Here is a 21,075-nt window from a genome sequence, read left to right as displayed (position 1 = left end):
CGGTTCAGTCGGTGCCCGCGAGGAGGTCGACGACGTCTTCGGCGCGTCCTCGTTCGGCGAAGCGCCGTCGTTGCCGGTCCGCGCCGCTGCCCTCGGCGCACAGCCGAGCCGTTGCCTCGCGGGCGAATTCCAGGTCTCCGGCGGATTCCAGCGCGGACGCAGTCAGCTCGACCAGATCGGCGAGCACCGTCTTCGCCGGCTGCAAGTCGCCGCTGCGCGGGTGCGGGCAGCAGCCGGTGACCCCGTCCCGCGACGCGCGCCAGAGTTGAGCCCGCAGCACTTCGTTCGGAAGGTGCGGCGGGGGAGCGTCGTCAGCCAGCGCGGCAGCGACCAAACCGCGGGACAGCACGCCGAGCAGGACCGCTTCCTCCGGGGTCGCGGCGACGTCGGCGATGCGGAACTCGATGGTGGGCTGTTTCTCCGAGAGCCGGACGTCCCAGTAGACCATTCCGCGGTCGAGGATCGCGCCCGAACGCAGCCACGAGTCGACGACGCTTTCGTACTCGTCGAGCGACGCGAACCGCGGCGGCGGGCCGGCCGAGGGCCAGCGGCTCCATTGCTGATAACGCCAGCTCCGGTATCCGGTGTCGTAGCCGTCGGAGATGGCCGAATTCGCGGTCACGGTCAGCAGCACGGGCAGCCACGGCCGGACCCGCCCGAGCACCTGGATGCCGGTTTCCCGGTCCGGGACGGCGACGTGCACGTGACAGCCGCAGGTCAGCGAGGTCCGCGCGGTCGCCCCGAAATGCGCGGCGATCCGCTGGTAGCGCGGACTCCGGGTGACGGCGGGCAGATCCGCCTCCGGCACCGGCGGCGAGCCCGCGGGCAGCAGCCGCCATTCTTGCCGTCGCGCGGCCGCGGCCAGGTCCTCGCGCAATTCGCGCAGCCGGTGCAGCGCCTCGTCCCGGGTGCGGCAGACGTCGGTGGCGATCTCGACTTGCGACCGGATGAGTTCGTGCTGCAGATCCCCCTCGCCGCCGCCCGTTTCCGAGGCGTCCTCGACCACGTCGTCCGCCTGGGAGAGGCGCCCGTCCCGGTCGACGACGAAGAACTCCTCTTCGATGCCGAAGGTCAGCACGTCGCCGGTCTGGTCGTTCACCGAGGTTCTCCTGGGGTCGGGGGCATCGGAATACCCCCGCCGGTCCGCGCGCAAACAGCGTTTCCGCGCGCCCGGCGCGGGTATTCCGCCGGTCAAGAGACCGCGGGCGATCCCGCTTCGCCCGCGCCCGGACCGCACTGTGAGGACCTCGATGTCGACCGACGCGATCGTGCTGCTCAAGAACGACCACAAGAACGTGGAGAAACTCTTCAAGGAGTTCGAAAAAGCAGGCGACAAGGCCTACCGGCAGAAGCGCCGCATCGTCGGCTCGATCATCGAGGAGCTGACCGTCCACGCCTACCTCGAGGAAGAGATCTTCTACCCGGCAGCCAAAGCGGCTGTGCCGGAGACCAAGGACCACGTCCTGGAGAGCGTCGAGGAGCACCACGTCGTGGTGTGGATGCTGTCGGAACTGCTCGGCATGGACCCGCAGGACGAAACCTTCGACGCCAAGGTCACTGTGCTGACCGAAAACGTCCGCCACCACGTCGAGGAAGAAGAGGACGACTGGTTCCCGGAGGTCCGTTCGGCGATGGGCCGCAAACGGCTCCAGGAACTCGGGAAGCGGATGCTCGACGCGCGGCCGGACGCACCGAAGGACCCGCTGAAGCTTCAGAGCGCGCACGCCTGATCGGCTCACCCGGGCGGCTGGGCGGCACCGGTACGGCTTCGGGCGGCAGGACGCGCCCGGCTGGCGCCGATTGTCCCGGTTCCGCGGTGTTCCCCTGCCGCCCGGGCTAGGGGTGCCGCCGTCCCCTTCGCGTTCCTAACCTCGGAACGAGCCGCACCCGAGGGGGACGACCGATGCGTCCGCTGACCACGAGAACGTTGACTGCCAAGGAATTCGCTGATCTCAAGCACACCGTGTCGCTCCGGTCGTCGGCGCGCCGGGCCGTCGCCGAAGACCCCGCGTACGCCACGCCGCTGCCGCGAGAATTGTGCCTGCAGCTGACTTATCGCTGCAATCTGCGCTGCAGCCACTGCTACCAGTGGAGCGAACAGGGTTTCTTCCGCGACTTCGAGCCCGCCAAGCAACGGACCGAACTCGATGTGGATATCGTCGCGAAATTGCTGGACGCCACGGAATCCGTGCGCTCGAAGGTGTTCGTCTGGGGCGGCGAACCGTTGATGCACAGCCGGTTCGGCGACATCGCCGAACTGCTGAGCCGTTCGCCGCGCAGCGTCACCGTCTGCACGAACGGGTTGCTGTTCAAGCGAAATCTCGATCATCTGCTGGCACTCGGCGAACAGCTCAACCTCCTGGTGAGCCTCGACGGCCTCGGTGCCGACCACGAGGAACTTCGCGGACGCGGCACCTTCGCCCGGACCACGAAGAACATCGAGCTGATGCTCGGTCTCAAACGCGAAGGCTCCTTCGCGGGCGAGGTTTCGGTGAATTGCATGGTCTCGCACCGGACCGTGGACACGATGTACGAATTCATGGAATGGGCCGAAGACCTCGGCGTCAACACGGTCTACTTCCAGTTCCCTTGGTACATCAGTCCCGAGGTGGCCGAAGCCATGGACCGGGTCTACGAGGAATCGTTCGCCTGGCTCCGGCCGCAGACGGGCACCGCGCGGCCGACCTGGCATTCCTACACCTACCGGCTGCCCCCGGAATGCCTGCCGCGGCTGCGCGAATCGATGGCGCGGCTGGCTTCGAAGCGGTGGCGCGTGCGGATCCGCTACCAGCCGCAGCTCGAACCGGACGAGGTCGAGGACTTCGTGCTCGGCACGCCGAAACCGGCCCAGCACCGCAGCAAATGCCTCGCGGTGTCGAACCGGATGGAGGTGCACGCCGACGGCAACGTCAGCTCGTGCAAGTTCTTCCCCGAGTTCGTGGTGGGCAACCTGTACGAAACCGACCCGGTGCGGTTGTGGCACAACGAATCCTTCCGGAAGATCCGCCGCGTTCTCGGCGCGAACGGGATGATGCCCGTCTGCTCGCGGTGCGTCCTCCTCTACCTCAACGGAGTGTGAGTGCCGTGCCGGACCTCGAACGCAGAGTCGCCGACGTGCTGGTCGCCGTGCTGGACAACGGAACCGCGGCCGGGGAGATCGGCCCGGACGCCGATCTCGTCGACGACTACGGGCTGGACTCCCTGCAGATGATCTCCTTCCTGCTCGGCGTCGAGGACGAACTCGGCGTGCAGCTGGACTACGAAAACCTCGAACTCGACGACCTGCGCGTGTTCGGCCGGTTCACCGGGTTCGTGCGGACGCTCGCGACGCCATGACGGCCACGGCGCATTTCGGCACCTTCGACGCCGAGCGCTGGTGGCGGCCCGCGGACCTGGCTGCTCTGCCCGCCGCGCCCGGCGGCACCGCTCCCGACGACATGGACGAACTGCTCGCCGCGGGATGCTCGCCGGGCGACCTGCTGCTCACCCGCCGCGCTCCGGCGCAGGAGATCCGCGCGTCGCTGGCCGACTGCGGCATCGAGTTCGACCATCACGTCGTCCCGGCACCGCCGCGGACCCCGGTCGAGCGGAGCGCCGCGGCCGACCCGGGCACGCTGGCCGCACTCGCCGGACGACCCGGGATGGCGCCCTACGCCGTCCTGCCGGACACCGTCGCGCTGGCCGGACAGCTCGGCCGCGCCGATCGCCTCCCGGCCGCGAAAACGGTGGCAGAGGTCAATTCCAAGACCTGGTCGTACGCCTTGGCTCGATCGCTTGGACTGCCCGGCGCGGGCGTCGTCGTCCGGTCCGCGGCCGAACTCGCCGAGGCGGTCGGCACCCGGCCCAGCGTGGTGAAAGACCCGTACGGCGTGTCCGGCCGCGCGACGCTGGAAGTGGCCACGCCCGGGGTGCTGCGCGCGATCACCCGCACGCTGGAGGCCCAGAACGCACGCGTCGAACTTCTGGTCCAGCCTCGGTTCGACCGGCGCACGGACTTCTCGGCGCACCTGCGCGTCGACCCTGGCGGGCGCTGGGAAGCGCTTGGCGTGCAAGTGATGCACAACACCGGGTTCCGGCACGCCGGATCGGAGCCCGCTCCGGACGGGCTGCTCGCCGAGCTGTCCGCGGCCGGATACGGCGAAACCCTCGCCGCGGTGGCCGAAGCCCTGGCCGCGGCGGGCTACTGGGGACCGGCTGGCGTGGACGCGATGGTGCTCACGGACGGAACTCTCGTGCCGGTACTGGAGATCAACGCGCGCCGATCGCTGGGGCTGTTGTCGCTGCTGCTGGACCGCCGGGTCCGCCCGCACGGCCTGCGCTGCCATCTGCGGCGGTTCGACCTGAAAGTCCCGCCGGGCAAGGGGATCCGCGACCTCCTCGCCGCGCTGCACCGGCTCGGGCTCGGCTATCGCGGCCGAGCTGTCCCCGGAGTCACCTTGGTCGGCGGCAGCGGGCTCGCCGCACCCGGCGGCCGGATTTACTGCGCGCTGATGTCCCGCCCCGGCGAGAGCGAGGCCCTGCGAGCCGGTCTGCTCGACGCGGTGTCCGCGGCCGGGATGACCGCGCGGGGAGAGACCCGATGATCGCCGAAGTGCTCGCCGCGGCCGGGGTGCGGGAGGCGGAATGGACGCCGCTGGCCGATGCGACCTTCAACACCGCCTACCGGATCCGGCCGCCCGGGCTGGTCGTCAAGGTGTCCCCGCCGCCCGGCGCGCCCGCGCTGACCTACGAGCGCGGCTTGCTGCGCACCGAAGCGCTGTTCTGCGAAACGGCCGCTTCAACCGTGCCGGTTCCACGCGTGGTGCACACCGATTTTTCCGGACGCCTGGTCGACGGCGATGTCCTGGTCATGACCGAACTTCCCGGCGACAACTGGGCCTCTCGGCGGGTTTCTCCCGCCGAGCGCGCCGCGCTGCGGACTGAACTCGGCGGCCTAGTGGCCCGCCTGCACCGGATCACCGGCACCGGTTTCGGCTACCCCGGCAGGCTCTCGCCCAGCTGGCGCACCGCGTTCACCGCGATGCTGGACGCGGTTCTGGCCGACGCCGAACGGTTCGCCGCCGCCCTGCCGGTGCCGCTCGGCCACCTCCGCGCCACTCTCGAGCACAGCACTGGCGTCCTGTCGGACGTGCGGACGCCAGTGCTGGTCCACTTCGATCTGTGGCCCGGCAACATCCTGCTCGGCGATGCCGGGATCACCGGCTTCGTCGACGGCGAACGCGCGTTCTGGGGAGACCCGCTCGCGGACCTGGTGTCGACGGCACTGTTCGGCGACATCGAACGCGACCCCGGCTTCGTGCGCGGCTATCGCGAAGCAGGCGGCGACCTGGTTTTCGACGACGCGGCCCGCGTGCGGCTCGCGCTGTACCGCTGCTATCTGTACCTGATCATGCTGGTCGAGACGGTGCCGCGCGGGAGCGGCGATTCCGCGGCGACCCGGCTGGCGGCCGCGCATCTGCGCCGGGCCTTGACGTTTCTCGGGAGGTCGTCGTGATCGAAGTGCTCACTTCCGGCGTGGCGCTCGGCGTGCACGTGCCGGGTCTCCTGCTCGCCCAGCGCCTGCGCGAACGCGGCGCGGCCGCGGACGTGAGCGTCCTCGAACGTCTGCTGCCGCCGCGGAAGCTCGCCGCCACCGCCGAGACGAAATGGGCCTTCCACCGCGATTTCCGCCTCGCCAAGGCCGGGCATCGCCTCGCGACCGACCCGGCGGCGGTCACCGATCCGGCCGCCGAGGCGGAGCTGTTCGCCCGCTGGGACGCCGAACAGGCCGGCACTTTCGTGCTCTTCTCCGGTTTCTGGCTGCCGATCGTCGAGCGCTACCTCGCCCGCGGCCGCGAGGTTCGGGTCGTGCTCTGCCACATCGACGCGATCGCGTCGCCGTCGTTCCGGAAGGCGTCCGGCTGGCAGGTGCCGCACGAGGACGTCTTCCTGGTGGACGGGGCGTCGATGACAGTCCCGTGCAGCGTGCCGGTGAGCGCGCGGCCGCCGCTGCCGTGGGCGGAGCGCGAGCCCCGGCTGTACCTGCACGGCGGCGGCTGGGGGATGGGCACCTATCGCGAGCACGTCGCCGAGCTGGCCGACCGCGGCTTCGCCCTCGATGTGCTGGCCTACCAAGAGTCCGATGTGGACAATCGGCCCGGCGTGCGCTACTTCATGACAGACCCGGATTGGCATCCCTGGCACGACAACGGTTTCCCGCCGTTCCGCCCGGCCGGCGGGACGTACACGCGCGGCGCGGCCCACCCGGACTCGTTCGAACTGGTCCGCGCGGCACGGGCGATGGTCAGCAAACCCGGCGGCGGCACGTGCCTGGACTCGCTGTGGGCGGCGACCCCGTTGCTGCTGCTGGAACCGTTGGGAGCGGCCGAAAAGCGCAACGCCGAGGTCTGGCAGCGGCTGGGCTTCGGGCTCCCGTACGAAACGTGGCGGGACAGCGGCTTCTCCGGCGAACTCCTGGCCGGGATGCACCAGAACCTGCTGCGGGCGCTGCCGGGGATCGCCGACTACTCGGCGGAGCTGGCCGCGTGAACACGCGCCCGCTTTCGGTGTTCCAGCGCGTGATGCTGGATCTCCGCCGGCACGACGCGGACTTCACCGGAGAGTGGTTCACCATGAACGCCGTCCTCCGGCTGAGCGAACCCCTCGACCCGGACGTGCTGTCCGCCGCCTTGACGAAACTGGTTGCCCGGCACGAAATCCTGCGCACCCGGGTTGCTGACGACGCCCAGGTAGTGTCTCCGCCCGGCCAGCCGGTTTTCGAGGTGTGCCACAGCGACGGCGCTCCGGCGGACTGGCTGCACGCGCCGGTGCCGCCGGAATCCGGGCCGCTGGTGGTCCGATTGGTACGTGGCGACCCGGATTTCCTCGCCGTGCACTTGCACCATCTGGTCGCTGATCCCAGCACGGTCTGGGCCACCTGCCGGGAACTCGCCGCGCTGTACTCAGCGGAGTTGGGCGGCTCCACGCCTCCCGCGCCGGTCGCGCAATACGGGGACTACGCGGCTGCCGAGTACCGGCAGCGACAGGCGTCGGGAGCCGCGGACCGGGCGTGGTGGGAAGCCGCGATGGCTCAGGATTTCGTCTCGGTACGGAAGGACGAGACCTCCGCGCCGTACGCCGAGCGCGAGACCCTGCTGTCCGCCGCCGGACTGGCCGCGGTCCGCCAGTTCGCCCGGACTCACCGGACCACCCCCGCCACTACGCTGTTCGCCGCACTGGCCTGCGCGATGCGGCCGTGCACCGGGCCGGGGCCGCTGGTGTTCACCACCGTGTTCGGGTCGCGGGACCGGCCGGAGTGGCGTCGGATGCTGGGTCCGTGCCTGCTCACCGCGTACGTTCCGCTCCCGGCTCCGCCGCCGCGGCTGAGTCCGGGATACGCCGTGGAGGTGCGGGACGTCCTGCGGGACTGCCGCCGCCACTGCCGGTTCCCGACGCCGGAAGTCCGCGCGCTGTTTGCTGTTCCGGACGCGGTGCCGTTCTACGAATACGTTCCCGACGACTGGCCCTCGCCGTACACGTTCGGCCCGGTCACCGGCGAGGTCGTCGCGGCTGCCGGGCCCAAGGACACTCGCGCGCCGCGCACGCTGGCGATCCGGTCGCGCTCGACTGCCGAGGGCACGTTGACCGCGCACGTGTCTTCCGACGGCCGGGGCTGGACTCGTGAGCGTGTGCGAGCGCTTTGGCCGGTGGTGGCGGAGCAGGTCGGCTCAACGGCCGGGTCCACAATGGACTTAAGTTGAAGCCCCAACCCCGCTCACGTCAGCTTGCTGGTCGCCACAAGCGATTTAGTCAACGCCCCAGTCGCCGCAGTAAGCGCCTTGGCCGCGGCGGCGACGTCAATGCCGTCGTCCCACGTACTCATGACAGCCACAGCGAAGGTCCGGGACTCGATCCGCACCAAGCCGGTCGTGTTGAGCACCCGGCGCCCGTCGGAGGTGCCCCACCCTTGTTTCACCGCCCATTTCGCGCCGGGGAAGGCGCGCGGGATCCCGAAGTGCTGGTCGAATCCGTCAGCCGCGGTGAGCGGGGCGTTTTCCAGCGCCTCGGTGAGGAAGTCGCGTTCGTCGCCCGGCCGGTCCGACGTGATGTGCCGGTAGACCGCGACCACGTCCTCGGCCGACATCTTCGTGGAACCCCACTGGCCGGGGTCCTCGGGCGGCGAGGTGTGCGCGAGCCGCAGCTTCCCGGCTTGCCGCCGGACGATCGCCGGTCCGCCGAGCTGCTGCCAGAGGCGGCTGGCGACGCGGTCGTCGCTGGCGGCGAGCATGGCGTGGACGGCGTCGGCGTCGCTGTCGGAGGGGACTCCGGAACGGTCGAGCAGGTCGAGCGCGATGAGCAGCTTCACCACGGACGCGGTCGGCTGCGGCTGATCGGCCTTCCAGCCGACCTCCACGGCACACGTGTCGAGGTCGACCGCCTCGATCTCAAGGCGGGGATCGTTTCCGTTGCTCAGCAAGGCTTTCCTGGCTTCGGACACCGCGTCCGGGTGCTTGCCCGGCCCCGCCGGAGTCGTTGTGCACTCGGCGTGCCAGTCGGTGCCGCCGGAACTGACGGCCACAACGATCGCGGCGGCCAGACCTCCCGCGACGGCCAGTGCGACAACGCCTGCGAGCATCTTCATCGACGCGAACTCCTTCGGCAGCGGTCCGCTTCTGCGGGAAGCGGGAGCGATGCGAAGGTAGTGAGGCCGGGCCGGGCACAGGATCGTCCGAAAAGCCGGCGCATCCGGGCCAGTCGGCGGGCAACCCCGCCCGCGCATCGGCCATCTGGCCGACGCACCCCTGCTGAGCTGCGGCGATCGGGCCGCCGCACAGCGCGACGACGGGGAAAGCCGGTCCGCGCCGGGACGTCCGGGCAACCGGTTTGCCCGGTCGGCCCGGTGCCTTCGGCCCGTCTTCCGCCGTCTTCCGCCGTCGTCCGCCCGGGGTTCGTTCAGTCGGTTTCGGGTTGCTGCCATCTGCGTCCGGCCCGCTGGGCGGCCAGCCGGACTTCGTCGCCGGTCTCCTGCCAGTTCTGGTCCGCCGGGTCGTGGTCGCCGATCCACGTGCGGCGAGGCGTCGCGGGGGAGCTGCCCGCCGGCGGCGGTTCGTCTGTCGCCTGAGTCATGATTCCTCCGTCTCCGTCCTGGAAGACCACTTCGGACTACCCCTTCCGAACCCCGCGAAACGCGCTCGTGCAGCGGAATGTTTGAGCTGGGCGGCGCTGGGTAAGCGAGGCGCGTGGCCGATCATTCCCGCGCACCAGTGCTCGAAGCGATCCGGCGGTTCCGCGCGTCCGGACACGTCTCTTTCCTGCCGCCTGGGCACAAGCAGGGCCGCGGCGTGGACCCGAGGCTGGCGGAGATCGTCGGCCGCGACGTGTTCGCCTCGGACATCATCCTGATGAACGGACTGGACGACCGGGCGCTCACCCGCGGCGTGCTGACCGAGGCCGAGGACCTGATGGCGGACGCGGTGCACGCGGACCGGGCGTTCTTCTCGACCTGCGGCAGTTCGCTGTCGGTCAAATCGGCGATGCTGTCGGTCGCCGGTCCCGGCGAAGAGCTGCTCGTTTCCCGCAACGCGCACAAATCCGTGGTGTCCGGGCTCATCCTCAGCGGCGTCCGGCCGGTGTGGGTGCCGCCGCGCTGGGACCGCGCCCTGCATTTCGCCCACCCGCCGGGGCCGGAGGAAGCCGAGGCTGCCTTCGCGGAACACCCGGCAGCGAAAGGAATGCTGCTGATCACGCCGACCGACTACGGTTCCTGCGCGGACATCCGGAGCGTCGCCCGGATCTGTCACGCGCGCGGGGTGCCGCTGATCGTCGACGAGGCCTGGGGCGCGCACTTCCCGTTCCACCCGGACTTGCCAGCCTGGGCGATGGACGCGGACGCCGACCTGTGCGTGACGAGCGTGCACAAGATGGGCGCGGGCTTGGAACAGGGCTCGGTCTACCACCTGCGCGGCGACCTGGTCGACCCCGACGTGCTCGCCATGCGCGCCGATCTGCTGGACACGACCAGCCCGTCGTCGCTCGTCTACGCCGGGCTCGACGGCTGGCGCCGGCACATGATCGAGCACGGCGAAGACCTGCTCGACGAGGTGCTCCGGCTGGCCGCGGACACCCGGGAGCGGGTGGCCGCGATCCCCGGGATCACCGTGCTGGGCGACGCCGAACTCGTCGGCCCCGGCCGGGCGGACGACCGGGACCCGCTCAAGCTGCTGCTCGACGTCTCCGGCCTCGGATGCACCGGCTACGACGCGAACCACTGGCTGCGCGACCAGCAGCGAGTCGACGTCGGCCTCTCCGACCACCGCCGCATCGCCGCCCAGCTGACCGTCGGCGACGACGAGGACACCGCCGCCCGGCTGGTCGAAGCGCTGCGAGCGCTGTCCGAGCGAGCCGACGAGCTTCCCCGCGCCAAACCCGTGGACCTGCCCGCCCCTGAGGACCTGGAACCAGAGCAGGCGCTGCTGCCGCGCGACGCGTTCTTCGCCCCGGCCGAACAGATCCCGGTCGAGAAGGCGGCGGGCCGGATCGCGGCCGAGACGATCAGCCCGTACCCGCCCGGCGTCCCCGCAGTGCTGCCCGGCGAGGTGCTGACCCGCCCGGTGCTCGACTACCTGCGGAGCGGCGTCGCCGCGGGCATGTTCCTGCCCGACCCGGCGGACTCGGCGCTGCGCACCGTACGGGTAGTGGCCGGCTGAGATTGCCCGCGGCGCGGACGGGTAATCCCGGGCCCATGACGGAATGGGACAACCGGCTGCCCGTCGTGCACGACCTCGACGAACTGGTCTCGCAATTCCGCCTGGCCGGCGAGGACGACCTGTACGTGCGATGGTCCCGCGGCCCGGACGCCGACCTGTGCTCCGGCGAGGAAAGCCGCGACGGGCTCACCGGGATGCCGCTGCCCGGGCTGTCGGCGAACTCGCTGGCCCAGCAGCCGTGGTGGCGCGGACGGTCGCTGCGGCTGTGGCTGGCCAGGCGCCTGCACGACTACCAGCACCTGCGCGAACGCGGCGGCCCCGGGGTGCGCCCGTGGCTGCTGCGGGGCCGGGAGATCGCCCGGGGACCGGACAACGAGCCGCTGGTCGTCGACGCCGAACCGCTGGCTTGGGTCGAGGACGCGGTGATGATCGAAGCCCGGAGGCTGATCGACGAAGAGGCCCCGGCCGGCTGGGGCTCGATGGACCGGCAGTCGTGAACCGTCCGCGCCGGTCGGGACGGCCAGCTCGCGGGATTCTCGGCGCTCCACGGGATTTCACCGCCGCTGAGCCGCGGGCGAGCGGGTGGTTCGGCTCTCGCGGCTGACGTCGTCGGGCACGCGAGCCGGGCGAATACTGAAACCATCGGCGGGCAATTCGGCTTCACACCGCGCCCAATTTTCCCGCTCCGTCCACACTCCCGGCCCCGCCACGATCCCCAGCCGACACGAGCAGCACTTCCCACCCCCCGGAGCTTGACGCCGCCAAGTCGTGCACCGTGCACTGCCGCGCGCTCCCCGTTTCGTCCCCGCGCCCGAAGCGCGGGCACCGCCCCGGTTCCTAACGTCGGGCCCAACGTTGTGATCCAGCCCGCACGACAGGAGCCCGCCGATGACCCACCCCTCCCGCAGCAGGCTGGGAGTGCTGCTCGGCAGCACCACGCCCCCCGAACAGATCGGCAGCCAGGCCGCGGCCGCGGAAGCCGCCGGGTTCGGGGAGGTGTGGCTGCCGGAGGACTACTTCTTCCTCGGCGGCATCGCGGGCGCGGCGCTCGCGCTCGGGGCCACGTCGCGGATTCCGGTCGGCATCGGCGTCGTGTCGTCGGTGGTCCGGCATCCGGCGTTGCTGGCGATGGAGATCAGCACGCTGGCTCGCGCTCACCCGGGCAGGCTGATGCCCGGGATCGGGCACGGCGTCCCCGCCTGGACCGCGCAGATGGGCCTGACCCAGCGGTCGCCGATGAGCGCCTTGCGCGAAACCCTCACCGCCGTCCGGGAACTGCTGGGCGGAGCGACGGTCGACCGCGAGGGGAGGTTCGCCGCTTTCCGCGAGGTCGCGATCACCCACCCGGTCCCGGAGCGGGTGCCGCTGTTCGCCGGGGTGCTCGGCGACAAGGGGCTCGAGCTGACCGGGCAACTGGCCGACGGTCTGCTCGTCAGTGCTCTCGCACCAGTCGAATACGTCCGGAGCGCGCGGCGCAAACTGGACGACGCCGCACGCGCGGCGGGGCGCGGCGAACGCATCACGATCACCGTTCTCGCCGCCGCCAACGTCACGCGGGATGCCGGCCGGGCGGCTGCCGCCCGCGAGGCGCTCAAGGGGGTCCTCGCCTTCTACCTCGCCGCGACCGGGCCCGGCCCGTTGTTCGGCGCGGTCGGAGCCAACGAGCAACTCGCGGACATGCTGTCCCGCGGCGGCCCCGAGACGGTCGCCGCGGAGATGCCGGACGACTGGATCGACCTCTTCGCCGTCGCGGGCGGCCAGGACGCCGCGCGGGCCCGCCTCAAGGAATACCTCGACGCCGGCGCGGACAACGTCGCCATCGCGACCGTCGTCGCCGACGGCGCGGAAGAAACCCTCGCCGCGGTAGGCGAGCTGACCGGCGAATTCACTCACTGAAAGGAAAGAGCCATGAGCACCGACCTCGAACGGATCCTCGAAGCGCACCAAGGCTGGTACGAGGCGAACGTGGGCCTCGTCGCCGACCGGATGCTGCGATATTTCCCGGAGGGCGACGGATACCACCAGTTCAACCTCAACGGCCACACCTACCACGGGGTCCTGGACAAGCACCGGCTGTGGGTCAACGCCGCGAAGATCGGGTTGAGCATCACCGCGATCAAGGACACCGTCGGCCCGGACGTCCAGATCTTCGGCGACGTCGCGCTGCTCACCGCCGAAGGCGTGGCGGACGTGCTGGCCCCGGGACAGCAGGACGCGGCGCGGACTCCGTTCCGCACCACCGAGTTCTTCCGCCGCGACGACGGCAAAGGCGGCCGGGACTGGCGGATCTGGCACATGCACGTGAGCGTCCAGGACCCGCAGATGCCCAAGCACGGGACGGAATGAGGATGGACCTGGACCGCGTCAGCGTCGCGGGGCCGACCGGACGGCTGTCGGTGCTGCGCACCGCGGACGACCGGTCCGGCGCCCCGCTCGTGCTGATCCATCCCATCAACTCCGCCGCGGTGGTCTGGGCCGACGTCGCGGCGCGGCTCGACCGGCCGGTCGTGGCGATGGACCTGCGCGGGCACGGGCACTCCGGGCAGGCCGGGCCGTTCACCGTCGAGGAGGGCTACGTTCCGGACGTCCTGGCGGTCCTCGACGCTCTCGGGCTGGACGAGGTGCACCTCGGCGGAGGTTCTCTCGGCGGCACGATCAGCGTCGCGCTGGCCGCGCTGCACCCCCGGCGGGTGCTCAGCGTCAGCACGTTCGGTTCGACGCTGGGCACCGGCGTCCCGGCCGAGGCCATCGCCGCGATGGTGCGCGAACTCGAAGCCAGCGGGACCGCCGGGTATTTCGCCGGTCAGGTGCCCGAGATCGTGGGCCGGGCGCACCGCGGCTCGGCCCGGCTCCGGGAGGTGATGGCGGAAGCGGTCGGCACCCGGCCGACGGCGGTGGTCGCCGAGATCCTGTACGGGGCGTTCGGCGCGGACATCCGGCATTTGGCCGGAAGTGTTGCCATGTCGGGGATTCCGGTGCTGGCAGTGGCCGGAACCGAGGATCCGACGTGCCCGCCCGCGATGTCGCGCGAACTGGCCGAGGGCACTGGCGGCGTCGCGAAGGAGCTGGCCGGGACCGGTCACCTGCCGATGCTGGAGGAGCCGGACCGGGTGGCGGACCTCCTCCGGGAAAACGTCGCGAAGGCAGGGGAAGGAAGGCCGTGACTTACTCGATCGTCGCGCGCGATCCGGCCACCGGATGGCTCGGCGTCGGTGCCCAGACCCATTTCTTCGGCGTCGGCACGCTCCTGCCCTGGGCCGAGGCGGGCGTCGGCGCGGTGGCCACGCAGGCGTTCGTCAATGTCGGCTACGGGCCTCGCGGCCTGGAACTGTTGCGGGCGGGCGTCCCTGCGCCGTCCACTGTGGACATCCTGGTGAACGAGGACCCGGAAGCCGGATACCGCCAGCTGGGGGTCGTCGACGCCCGGGGCTCGGTGGGCGGGCACACCGGCGGTTCGTGCGCGCCGCACGCCGGTTCCGCGCGCGGGCACCAAGTGAGCGTGCAAGGGAACATGCTGGCCGCTCCCGGGGTTTGCCAGGCCGCGCTCTCCGCTTTCGAGACCGCGGAAGGGGATCTCGCCGACCGCATCCTCGCCGGGCTCCGCGCCGCGGACGGCACCGGGGGAGACGTGCGCGGTTCCCAGTCGGCCGCGTTGCTGGTGGTGTCCGGTCGCCGCAGTCCGGAGCCGTGGAACGAGGTGATCGTCGATCTGCGCGTCGACGACCACCCGGACCCGATCGCCGAGCTGTCGCGGCTTCTGCCTCGTTCGCGGGCGTTCGGCGCCGTCGGCGAGGTGATGTTCGCGCGCGGCTTGACGCTCGGGCCGTTCGAGGGGATCGCCCCGGCCGAACTGGACGAACGGTTGAACGCCCTCGCGTCGGCGGCCGAGGTCATCGGACCGGACAACCGCGAGGCAGATTTCTGGCGCGCGGTGCTGCTCGCCCGCGCCGGACGGAACCGGGAGGCCGCCGACCTGTTCGCGGAGGTCGTGGCGTTCCGGCCCGCGTTGCTGGGGTTCGCGGAAAGGCTGGCCCCGCTCGGCTTCCTCGACCGCGAAGCGCTCGCCGCGATCACGAAATACCTTGAGGAGCCAGCATGAACGCCGCCGCAGCCGCGGTACGGGCCGACCGGGTGACCGAGCTGGCCGCGAGCCTGATCCGGTGCGACACGCAGAATCCGCCCGGCGGCGAGCGGCCGGTGGTCGAGCCGTTGTCCGCGGCCTTGCGCGAGCTGGGCGCGGAGGTCGAGATCTTCGAACCCGAACCTGGCCGCCCGTCGATCCTGGCTCGCCTCGGCACTGGCGACGGCCCCACGTTGCTGGTCAACGGGCACGTGGACGTCGTCCCGGTGGCCGAAGAGGACTGGTCGGTGCCGCCGTTCGGCGGGCTGGTGCGGGACGGATTGCTGTACGGCCGCGGCGCCTGCGACATGAAAGGCGGGATCGCCGCTGCGGTCGAAGGGATGCGCGCCTGCCGCGACGCCGGAATCGTGCCGCCCGCGGACCTCGTCTTCCACTTCGTGGCCGACGAGGAGACCGGCGGCCGGGCCGGGACCGAGGCGCTGGTCGCCGCCGGGCTGGTGCACGCCGACGCCGCCGTCGTCCCCGAACCGAGCGAACTGCGGGTCGGGGTGGCCGAGCGCGGCTCGCTGATGGCGGAGATCGCGGTGCGGGGCCGGGCGGCGCACGGCAGCGACCCGGCGGCCGGGCACTCCGCGATCGCGGACGCGGCGCGGATCGTCTCCGCGCTCCACCTCGCCGACTTCGGCGACGGCGAGCATCCGCTGCTCGGCACGCCCACCGGCAACGTCGGGACGATCTCCGGCGGCACCGCCGCCAACATCGTGGCGGCCGAGTGCAGGCTGCGGGTCGATCGGCGCGTGCTGCCCGGCCAGACCCGGGACGCGGCGCTGGCCGCGCTGACCGGGCTGATCGACGCCGCGGGCGAGTTCGACTACGACGCCGAGGTCGTCGCGTTCGCCGAGGGATCCGAAATGGACCCCGGACACCCCTTCGTCGCCGAGGTGCGCAGGGCGGCGGACGACGCACCGGTCCGGGGGCTGAAACTCGGCACGGACGCACGGTTCCTCCGCAACCGGCTCGGCATCCCGGCCGTCGTGTACGGACCCGGCTCGATGACCGTCGCGCACACCGCCGACGAGCACGTCCCGGTCGCCGAACTGGTCGCCGCCGCCCGCGCGTTCGCCCGGCTCTACGCCGGTTTCCGGGGTGTCACACCCTCATGAGCAGCGGCGACGCCGGTTAAGGTCTGGGCATGAAGCACGTCGCCGAATCCGTGATCGACGACGTGGTGCGCGGTGCCGTGCACTTCGGGAGCGGAGGCGGCGGAGACCCGTATCTCGCCCAGCAGCTCCTGATCGCGGCCGTCCGGCGGCACGGGCCGATCCCGCTCGTGACGGCGGACGACCTCGCCCCGGACGCTCTCGTGCTCCCGGTGGTGTCCGGCGGGACCCCGCACACCCTGGTCGAGAAGGCGCACAGCGGAGTCGAGGCGGAGACGCTGCGGGCGGCAGTGGAGGCCCGCGCCGGACGGGAGTGCGCGGCGGTCCTCCCGATCCAGCTCGGGAGCGTCAACGCGGCCATACCGCTCGTCGTCGCGGCCGAACTCGGGCTGCCGTGCCTCGACCTCGACCTGATGCGCCGCACGCTGCCCTCGATCGACCTGACCCTGCTGCGGCTGGCCGGGTTTTCCGTTTCGCCGATCACCGTCGTCGGCGGCTCCGGGGTCGTCGCCGAGTTCAGCCAAGGCTCCGGCGCCGTGCTCGGCGAGCTGGTCCGGGCCGTGCTGCCGCCGCTGGGGCTCGTGGCGCTGATCAGCGCGTACCGGGTGACCGCCGGGGACTGCGCGAGGCTCGGCACGGTCGGTTCGATCAGCGAGTGCGCCAGGATCGGCGCGGCGCTCGCCGACGTCTCCCGGCACGGGTACGAGCCATACCTGCGTGCCTGCGGCGGTCGCCTGGTGTGCACCGGAACAGTCGCCGAAGTCCTGCAGCATTCCTCCGACGGCTGGCCGCGCGGCGTGGTTTCCCTGGAGACGCCCGAGGGGTTCGTGCGGATCGATTTCCAGAACGAGAACCTGATCGTCAGCCGGGAAGGCACGGTGCTGGCCACGGTCCCGGACCTGATCGGGGTCGCGGACGCGGACACCGGCGCGCTGACGCAGACGGTCGATCTCGCGGCCGGGCAGGAAGTGCACGTGCTCGCCAGCCCGGTCGACGAGCGGTGGCACACCCCGGAAGGACACGCGGCGGCCGGGCCGCGCGCGTTCGGTTACGCCGTCGACGCGGTGCGGTTCGACGGTTCGCCTGGGGCTGGTGTCCGATGAGCCGCGTGCGGGTGGGCATTGATGCGGTCTCCGCGCGCGCCGTGGCTCTGGACGAGGCGAGCCGAATCGTGGCGTCCAGTCGAGGAATTCCCCGGGGCGACTCGCCGTCGGGACTGCTCGACGCACTCGTCTCGGAGGTTGACGGCGCGGCGATCGACCGGGTGGTGGCGATCCTGCCGGAGCCCGTGCCCGCCGAGGTGCGCGGCGGGTCCCGGGTCGGCGTCCTGCGCATCGGCGGGGCGACCGCGCTTCCGCCGCTCGCGGGCTGGCCGGTGCGGATGTCCGGCGCGCTTGCGGGACCGGTCGCGATGGTGCGGGGCGGGCACGAATACGACGGCACGGCGTCCGCGCCCCTCGACCTCGCCGCAGTGGCCGAATTTGCCCGGCACTGCGCCGAAAACGTCCGCGCGGTCGCGATCACCGGGGTCCACGGGCTGGAGAACTCCGACCACGAACAGCGGGCCGCGGCCCTGCTCGCCGATGTGCTCGGGCCGGACGTGCTGGTGCGCAGAGGCGGCGAGACAGAGGCGATCGGGCTGCTGGAGCGGGAGAACACCGCTTTGCTCGACGCGGCTTTGGCCGGGTTCGCCCGCGCCCGAATCGACGAACTGGGCGCCGCAGTCCGGAAGCACAATCCCGCCGCCGAGCTGTACCTGGTCCGCGGCGACGGGACAGTGCTGCCCGAACTCGAGGCGCAGCGCCACACCACGGCATGTCTCGGGGCGGCCCGGGCGGCGTTGACGCACGGTGCCGCGCGGCTGGCCGGAGTGCCTGCGGCCGTGGTGGCGGAAATGACCGGCAGCCGCACTGTCGTCGGGACGACCTACGGCGGTTTGCTTCGCGAATCGGGCGCATACCGGGAATTCGGCGGTATCCGGATCGGCTCGCGTCTCCCGCGGCTGATCGCGGTGGACCGCGAAAAGTCTTTCGCCGCAGCGGTCGCCCGCGCGCGGTACGGGCACGGTGACCTCCCGGTCGTGCTCGTCGGCGATCAGTCCGCCGCGATTCCGGATCCGCCCGGAGTTTCCGTGCTGCGGCCGCAGGACGGAGACCTCGCGGCCGCCATGGGGGCCGCCACCGCCGAAGCGGCGGGCTCGGTCGACCGGATCTTCTGGCAGGGCTCCGGAGGAAGGGAAGAGCCGGCGGCTCGCGCCCGGCAGCTGGCCCGGGACGCCGCGGTGCGGGCCGGAGCTGATCCCCGCACCCTCCGGGAAACCCCGGTGAAGGAGGCGCTGATGACGTACGTTCCGGTGCCGGCCGCGCGCCTGCGGGCGACCGCGGTGGGACCGATCCTGGAACCGGGGGCGCCATGACGGTCACCCTCGCCCAGCTGCTGGACCTGGGCCTGCTCGAACACTACGAGGTGCTGGCGGGCGAAGCCGGGCTGAAAAGACCCGTCGCGACGGTCGTCCCGGGCTCGGCCGTGCCCGAGATCTCCGAACTCGCCCCGCGCAGCGTCGTGGTGTTCGGCCGGGAACAGCTCGTCCTCGACGATCTCGCGGCGGATCTCGCGATCCGGCTGGCCGCGAGCGCGGGGCTGTCCGGGATCGTCGCGGCCCGCCCGCCCCGGCGGGTCCCGTTCGCCACCCGCCGGCTCGCCGACCGGCTGGCGCTGCCGCTCGTCGGCGTCGAGGACCTCACCCCCACGAGGGTCGTCACCGCGTTCGATCCTTACGTGCGCGCGCCCGAGATCGCGGGCCTGCGCGTGCTCGGCGACGCCTCCCGTCGCTTCCAGCGCCCGCCGTCGGACGCCGGCGCGCTCACCGCGCAGCTGAGGGCGACGCTCGGCGAACCAGTCGCGCTCGTCGACGCCGAATCCCGTTTCGTGGCCGGTGATCCGGCGGTGCACGAGCTGCTCGGCAGGCAGGCCGACCCGGCGCGACTGGCCGATCCGCGACCGGCCGCCCTGACCGTCGGCCTCGACGGCGACCTGATGCTGCAACCGGTCCAGGTCGACGCGACCGGGCCCGCGGTCTACTGGATCGTCGTGCGGCGGCCCCGTTTCGCGGCGGGAGTGCTGCTCGAACCGGTCCGGCGGGCGATCGCGATCGCGGCGCTGTCCTTCGCGGTGCACGTGGCGGGGGAAGCCGTTCGCGCCGAACGGGAACACCGCCGCCGTTCGCTGCTGCTCAACGAAATCCTCGAACAGCCCGAAGAACCGGGACGTCATACGGTCGAGCGGGCTACCGCGCTCGGCTGGCGTCTCGCCGGCTGCCACACAGCGGTGCAGGTGGAGGCGCCGGCCGTCCCCGCCGCCCTCCGGACCTCCGTTCTGGGCACGGAATTGGAGGCTCAGCTGGAAGAGCACGGCGTCACCGCGAGGCTTGTCGAACGCGGCGAAGGATGGCTGTTCTGGTCGACCACCGACGCGCAAGCCGAAGCGGCGGACCCTGGTCCGCTGATCGAGCGCGTCGCCAGCACGCTCGCCGCCGTCGAAGCGGAGCATCCCGGTTTGCGGCTGTGCGCGGGAGTGGGCCGCGCGCACGTCGGCGCGGCGGGCATCGGCCGCTCCGCCGAGCAAGCCCGTCGCGCGGCTCTGCTCGCCCGCACATCGCACCGCCGGGCGGTCGTCGAACACGTCGACGCGGGCAGCACCCGGAGGCTGCTCGCGGGCTGGTACGGCTCCGCGCCGTTGCGGGGTGCCGCGGCGGACCTGCTCGCTCCGCTGATCGAGGCGGACCCGTCCGGTGTCCTGGTCCGCACGCTGCGGAGCTACCTCGACGCCCAGTTCTCGGCGAAGGCCGCCGGAGCCGTCCTCGGCGTCCACCGCAACACCGTGATGCAGCGCATGGAGCGGATCGCCGAAATCCTGCCCGCGGACCTCGGCGATCCGGACGACCGGCTGGCCGTGCATCTGGCGACGCGGGCCGCCGACGTCGACTGGGACGAACCCGGCTGACCGCACGCATCACACAGCACGCACCACAACACAAGGCTCCGTCGTTCGGCCGCCGTGCCCGATGACCCGGCCCCGCCCGGCCGGTTGACTGTCCGGAATGGACACCAACTCCGCCGGAATCACCGTCGGCTACAAGGCTTCGGCCGAGCAGTTCGGGCCGCGCCGCCTGATCGAACTGGCTGTTCTCGCCGAACAGCGAGGCTTCGACTCCGTCATGGTCAGCGACCATTACCAGCCCTGGCGGCATCGGCACGGGCACGCGCCGTTCTCGATCGCCCTGCTCGCCGCGGCGGGGGAGCGCACCGAACGGATCCGGCTCGGCACCAGCGTGCTGACCGCGACCTTCCGCTACCACCCGGCCGTGGTGGCACAGGCTTTCGGCACCCTCGGCGCGCTCTGCCCCGGCCGGATCGTGCTTGGTCTCGGCACCGGCGAAGCGCTCAACGAGGTGGCGGTCTCCCGGCTCGAGTGGCCCGGCTTCAAGGAACGGTTCGCCCGTCTGCGGGAGGCGGTCGACCTCATCCGTCGCTTGTGGACAGAGGAACGGGTGAGCTTCGACGGGGAGTACTACCGCACGGAGAACGCGACCGTCTACGACCGGCCGCCGCAGCCGGTGCCCGTCTACCTCGCCGCGGGCGGCCCGGTGGTGGCGAAGTACGCAGGCCGGACGGCGGACGGCCTCATCTGCACCAGCGGCAAGGGCATGGAGCTGTACACGGAGAAGCTGCAGCCCGCCGTGGACGCCGGTGCCGAGCAGGCTGGCCGCGAGCCCGCGGCCGTCACGCGCTCGATCGAGATCAAGCTGTCCTACGAAACCGACGCCGAGACCGCCGTCGCGAACACCAGGTTCTGGGCGCCGCTGTCCCTGACCGCTGAACAGAAACACGGTATCTCCGACCCTCTCGACATGGAGCGCGCCGCCGACGCGCTCCCGGTGTCGCAGGTCGCTTCCCGGTGGATCGTCTCCGCCGACCCCGACGAGGTGGTCGAGCGGATCCGCCCGTACGTCGACGCCGGCTTCACCGACCTGGTGCTGCACGCGCCCGGCGAAGATCAGGCCCGCTTCCTGGAACTGGCCCGGCGAGACCTCCTGCCCCGGTTGCGGAAGCTGGGTTGAGGAGGGCGCACAGCCCTGCCGGGCGGTCTT

The 21,075-nt window shown here is 71.7% G+C and carries 21 protein-coding genes; 18 read left to right on the top strand and 3 right to left on the bottom strand.

Going from position 1 to position 21,075, the window contains the following annotated elements; genetic code table 11:
* Positions 1–4 precede the first annotated feature (4 nt).
* On the bottom strand, positions 5–1,099 hold the full coding sequence (locus ACWGIC_RS27305) for a carboxylate-amine ligase (RefSeq protein WP_452078777.1): 1,095 nt from the start codon (positions 1,097–1,099) through the stop codon (positions 5–7).
* A gap of 151 nt (positions 1,100–1,250) precedes the next feature.
* Between ACWGIC_RS27305 and ACWGIC_RS27300 the strand changes: the two genes are divergently transcribed.
* From ACWGIC_RS27300 to ACWGIC_RS27270, 7 genes are all read left to right on the top strand, one after another.
* Positions 1,251–1,730: a hemerythrin domain-containing protein gene (locus tag ACWGIC_RS27300; RefSeq protein WP_452078776.1), complete on the top strand. Its 480-nt coding sequence runs from the start codon at positions 1,251–1,253 to the stop codon at positions 1,728–1,730.
* Positions 1,731–1,903: 173 nt separating this feature from the next.
* A complete protein-coding gene (locus ACWGIC_RS27295) occupies positions 1,904–3,079 on the top strand; it encodes a radical SAM protein (protein ID WP_452078775.1) in 1,176 nt (391 codons plus the stop codon).
* A gap of 5 nt (positions 3,080–3,084) precedes the next feature.
* Positions 3,085–3,336, top strand: a complete 252-nt coding sequence (locus ACWGIC_RS27290; RefSeq protein ID WP_452078774.1) for an acyl carrier protein — start codon at positions 3,085–3,087, stop codon at positions 3,334–3,336.
* The gene (locus ACWGIC_RS27285) at positions 3,333–4,583 is read left to right on the top strand and encodes a hypothetical protein (protein ID WP_452078773.1); all 1,251 of its coding nucleotides are present in this window, start codon (positions 3,333–3,335) and stop codon (positions 4,581–4,583) included. Before ACWGIC_RS27290 ends, ACWGIC_RS27285 begins: the two co-directional genes overlap by 4 nt.
* Positions 4,580–5,494, top strand: a complete 915-nt coding sequence (locus ACWGIC_RS27280) for a phosphotransferase family protein (RefSeq protein ID WP_452078772.1) — start codon at positions 4,580–4,582, stop codon at positions 5,492–5,494. The genes ACWGIC_RS27285 and ACWGIC_RS27280 overlap by 4 nt, the downstream gene beginning before the upstream one ends.
* The gene (locus ACWGIC_RS27275; RefSeq protein WP_452078771.1) at positions 5,491–6,528 is read left to right on the top strand and encodes a hypothetical protein; all 1,038 of its coding nucleotides are present in this window, start codon (positions 5,491–5,493) and stop codon (positions 6,526–6,528) included. The genes ACWGIC_RS27280 and ACWGIC_RS27275 overlap by 4 nt, the downstream gene beginning before the upstream one ends.
* Positions 6,525–7,739, top strand: a complete 1,215-nt coding sequence (locus tag ACWGIC_RS27270; RefSeq protein ID WP_452078770.1) for a condensation domain-containing protein — start codon at positions 6,525–6,527, stop codon at positions 7,737–7,739. Before ACWGIC_RS27275 ends, ACWGIC_RS27270 begins: the two co-directional genes overlap by 4 nt.
* Positions 7,740–7,753: 14 nt before the next feature.
* Here the strand turns inward: ACWGIC_RS27270 and ACWGIC_RS27265 are convergent, their stop codons facing one another.
* Together ACWGIC_RS27265 and ACWGIC_RS27260 are read right to left on the bottom strand one after the other, a co-directional pair.
* A complete protein-coding gene (locus ACWGIC_RS27265; protein WP_452078769.1) occupies positions 7,754–8,620 on the bottom strand; it encodes a serine hydrolase in 867 nt (288 codons plus the stop codon).
* Between the two features lie 311 nt (positions 8,621–8,931).
* Complete coding sequence (locus tag ACWGIC_RS27260) at positions 8,932–9,105, bottom strand: hypothetical protein (protein ID WP_452078768.1); 174 nt, start codon at positions 9,103–9,105, stop codon at positions 8,932–8,934.
* Positions 9,106–9,218: 113 nt separating this feature from the next.
* On the opposite strand from ACWGIC_RS27260, the gene ACWGIC_RS27255 reads away from it, so the two are divergent.
* The 11 genes from ACWGIC_RS27255 to fgd all read left to right on the top strand — a co-directional run bounded on the left by ACWGIC_RS27255 (position 9,219) and on the right by fgd (position 21,045).
* Positions 9,219–10,685: an aminotransferase class I/II-fold pyridoxal phosphate-dependent enzyme gene (locus ACWGIC_RS27255; protein WP_452078767.1), complete on the top strand. Its 1,467-nt coding sequence runs from the start codon at positions 9,219–9,221 to the stop codon at positions 10,683–10,685.
* Positions 10,686–10,720: 35 nt separating this feature from the next.
* Entirely contained in the window at positions 10,721–11,182 is a 462-nt protein-coding gene (locus ACWGIC_RS27250; RefSeq protein WP_452078766.1) for a DUF6098 family protein, read from the top strand.
* Positions 11,183–11,573: 391 nt separating this feature from the next.
* Positions 11,574–12,581 carry an LLM class flavin-dependent oxidoreductase gene (locus tag ACWGIC_RS27245; protein ID WP_452078765.1) on the top strand — a complete coding sequence of 336 codons (1,008 nt, stop codon included), beginning with the start codon at positions 11,574–11,576 and terminating at the stop codon, positions 12,579–12,581.
* Positions 12,582–12,593: 12 nt separating this feature from the next.
* The gene (locus ACWGIC_RS27240; protein ID WP_452078764.1) at positions 12,594–13,031 is read left to right on the top strand and encodes a nuclear transport factor 2 family protein; all 438 of its coding nucleotides are present in this window, start codon (positions 12,594–12,596) and stop codon (positions 13,029–13,031) included.
* 2 nt (positions 13,032–13,033) lie between these two features.
* Positions 13,034–13,849 (top strand): alpha/beta fold hydrolase, encoded by an 816-nt coding sequence (locus ACWGIC_RS27235; RefSeq protein WP_452078763.1) that lies wholly within the window; start codon positions 13,034–13,036, stop codon positions 13,847–13,849.
* Positions 13,846–14,784: a DUF1028 domain-containing protein gene (locus ACWGIC_RS27230; protein WP_452078762.1), complete on the top strand. Its 939-nt coding sequence runs from the start codon at positions 13,846–13,848 to the stop codon at positions 14,782–14,784. Before ACWGIC_RS27235 ends, ACWGIC_RS27230 begins: the two co-directional genes overlap by 4 nt.
* Complete coding sequence (locus ACWGIC_RS27225) at positions 14,781–15,929, top strand: M20 family metallopeptidase (protein ID WP_452078761.1); 1,149 nt, start codon at positions 14,781–14,783, stop codon at positions 15,927–15,929. The genes ACWGIC_RS27230 and ACWGIC_RS27225 overlap by 4 nt, the downstream gene beginning before the upstream one ends.
* A 29-nt stretch (positions 15,930–15,958) precedes the next feature.
* A complete protein-coding gene (locus tag ACWGIC_RS27220) occupies positions 15,959–17,029 on the top strand; it encodes a DUF917 domain-containing protein (RefSeq protein ID WP_452078760.1) in 1,071 nt (356 codons plus the stop codon).
* Entirely contained in the window at positions 17,026–18,342 is a 1,317-nt protein-coding gene (locus ACWGIC_RS27215) for a hydantoinase/oxoprolinase N-terminal domain-containing protein (RefSeq protein WP_452078759.1), read from the top strand. Before ACWGIC_RS27220 ends, ACWGIC_RS27215 begins: the two co-directional genes overlap by 4 nt.
* Complete coding sequence (locus ACWGIC_RS27210) at positions 18,339–19,928, top strand: helix-turn-helix domain-containing protein (protein WP_452078758.1); 1,590 nt, start codon at positions 18,339–18,341, stop codon at positions 19,926–19,928. The genes ACWGIC_RS27215 and ACWGIC_RS27210 overlap by 4 nt, the downstream gene beginning before the upstream one ends.
* Positions 19,929–20,025: 97 nt before the next feature.
* Positions 20,026–21,045: a glucose-6-phosphate dehydrogenase (coenzyme-F420) gene (gene fgd, locus ACWGIC_RS27205; protein ID WP_452078757.1), complete on the top strand. Its 1,020-nt coding sequence runs from the start codon at positions 20,026–20,028 to the stop codon at positions 21,043–21,045.
* Positions 21,046–21,075: the final 30 nt, after the last annotated feature.

Source organism: Amycolatopsis sp. NPDC054798 (assembly GCF_053611505.1).
Note: the sequence above shows the minus strand (reverse complement) of the source record. Positions and strands in the feature narration are given on the sequence as shown.

Excerpts from the sequence above, each read along its gene's own strand:
- ACWGIC_RS27300 (WP_452078776.1), top strand. The coding sequence starts at position 1,251 with ATGTCGACCGACGCGATCGTGCTGCTCAAGAACGACCACAAGAACGTG.
- ACWGIC_RS27295 (WP_452078775.1), top strand. The coding sequence starts at position 1,904 with ATGCGTCCGCTGACCACGAGAACGTTGACTGCCAAGGAATTCGCTGAT.
- ACWGIC_RS27285 (WP_452078773.1), top strand. The coding sequence starts at position 3,333 with ATGACGGCCACGGCGCATTTCGGCACCTTCGACGCCGAGCGCTGGTGG.
- ACWGIC_RS27280 (WP_452078772.1), top strand. The coding sequence starts at position 4,580 with ATGATCGCCGAAGTGCTCGCCGCGGCCGGGGTGCGGGAGGCGGAATGG.
- ACWGIC_RS27265 (WP_452078769.1), bottom strand. The coding sequence starts at position 8,620 with ATGAAGATGCTCGCAGGCGTTGTCGCACTGGCCGTCGCGGGAGGTCTG.
- ACWGIC_RS27260 (WP_452078768.1), bottom strand. The coding sequence starts at position 9,105 with ATGACTCAGGCGACAGACGAACCGCCGCCGGCGGGCAGCTCCCCCGCG.
- ACWGIC_RS27250 (WP_452078766.1), top strand. The coding sequence starts at position 10,721 with ATGACGGAATGGGACAACCGGCTGCCCGTCGTGCACGACCTCGACGAA.
- ACWGIC_RS27245 (WP_452078765.1), top strand. The coding sequence starts at position 11,574 with ATGACCCACCCCTCCCGCAGCAGGCTGGGAGTGCTGCTCGGCAGCACC.
- ACWGIC_RS27240 (WP_452078764.1), top strand. The coding sequence starts at position 12,594 with ATGAGCACCGACCTCGAACGGATCCTCGAAGCGCACCAAGGCTGGTAC.
- ACWGIC_RS27235 (WP_452078763.1), top strand. The coding sequence starts at position 13,034 with ATGGACCTGGACCGCGTCAGCGTCGCGGGGCCGACCGGACGGCTGTCG.
- ACWGIC_RS27225 (WP_452078761.1), top strand. The coding sequence starts at position 14,781 with ATGAACGCCGCCGCAGCCGCGGTACGGGCCGACCGGGTGACCGAGCTG.
- ACWGIC_RS27220 (WP_452078760.1), top strand. The coding sequence starts at position 15,959 with ATGAAGCACGTCGCCGAATCCGTGATCGACGACGTGGTGCGCGGTGCC.
- ACWGIC_RS27215 (WP_452078759.1), top strand. The coding sequence starts at position 17,026 with ATGAGCCGCGTGCGGGTGGGCATTGATGCGGTCTCCGCGCGCGCCGTG.
- ACWGIC_RS27210 (WP_452078758.1), top strand. The coding sequence starts at position 18,339 with ATGACGGTCACCCTCGCCCAGCTGCTGGACCTGGGCCTGCTCGAACAC.
- fgd (WP_452078757.1), top strand. The coding sequence starts at position 20,026 with ATGGACACCAACTCCGCCGGAATCACCGTCGGCTACAAGGCTTCGGCC.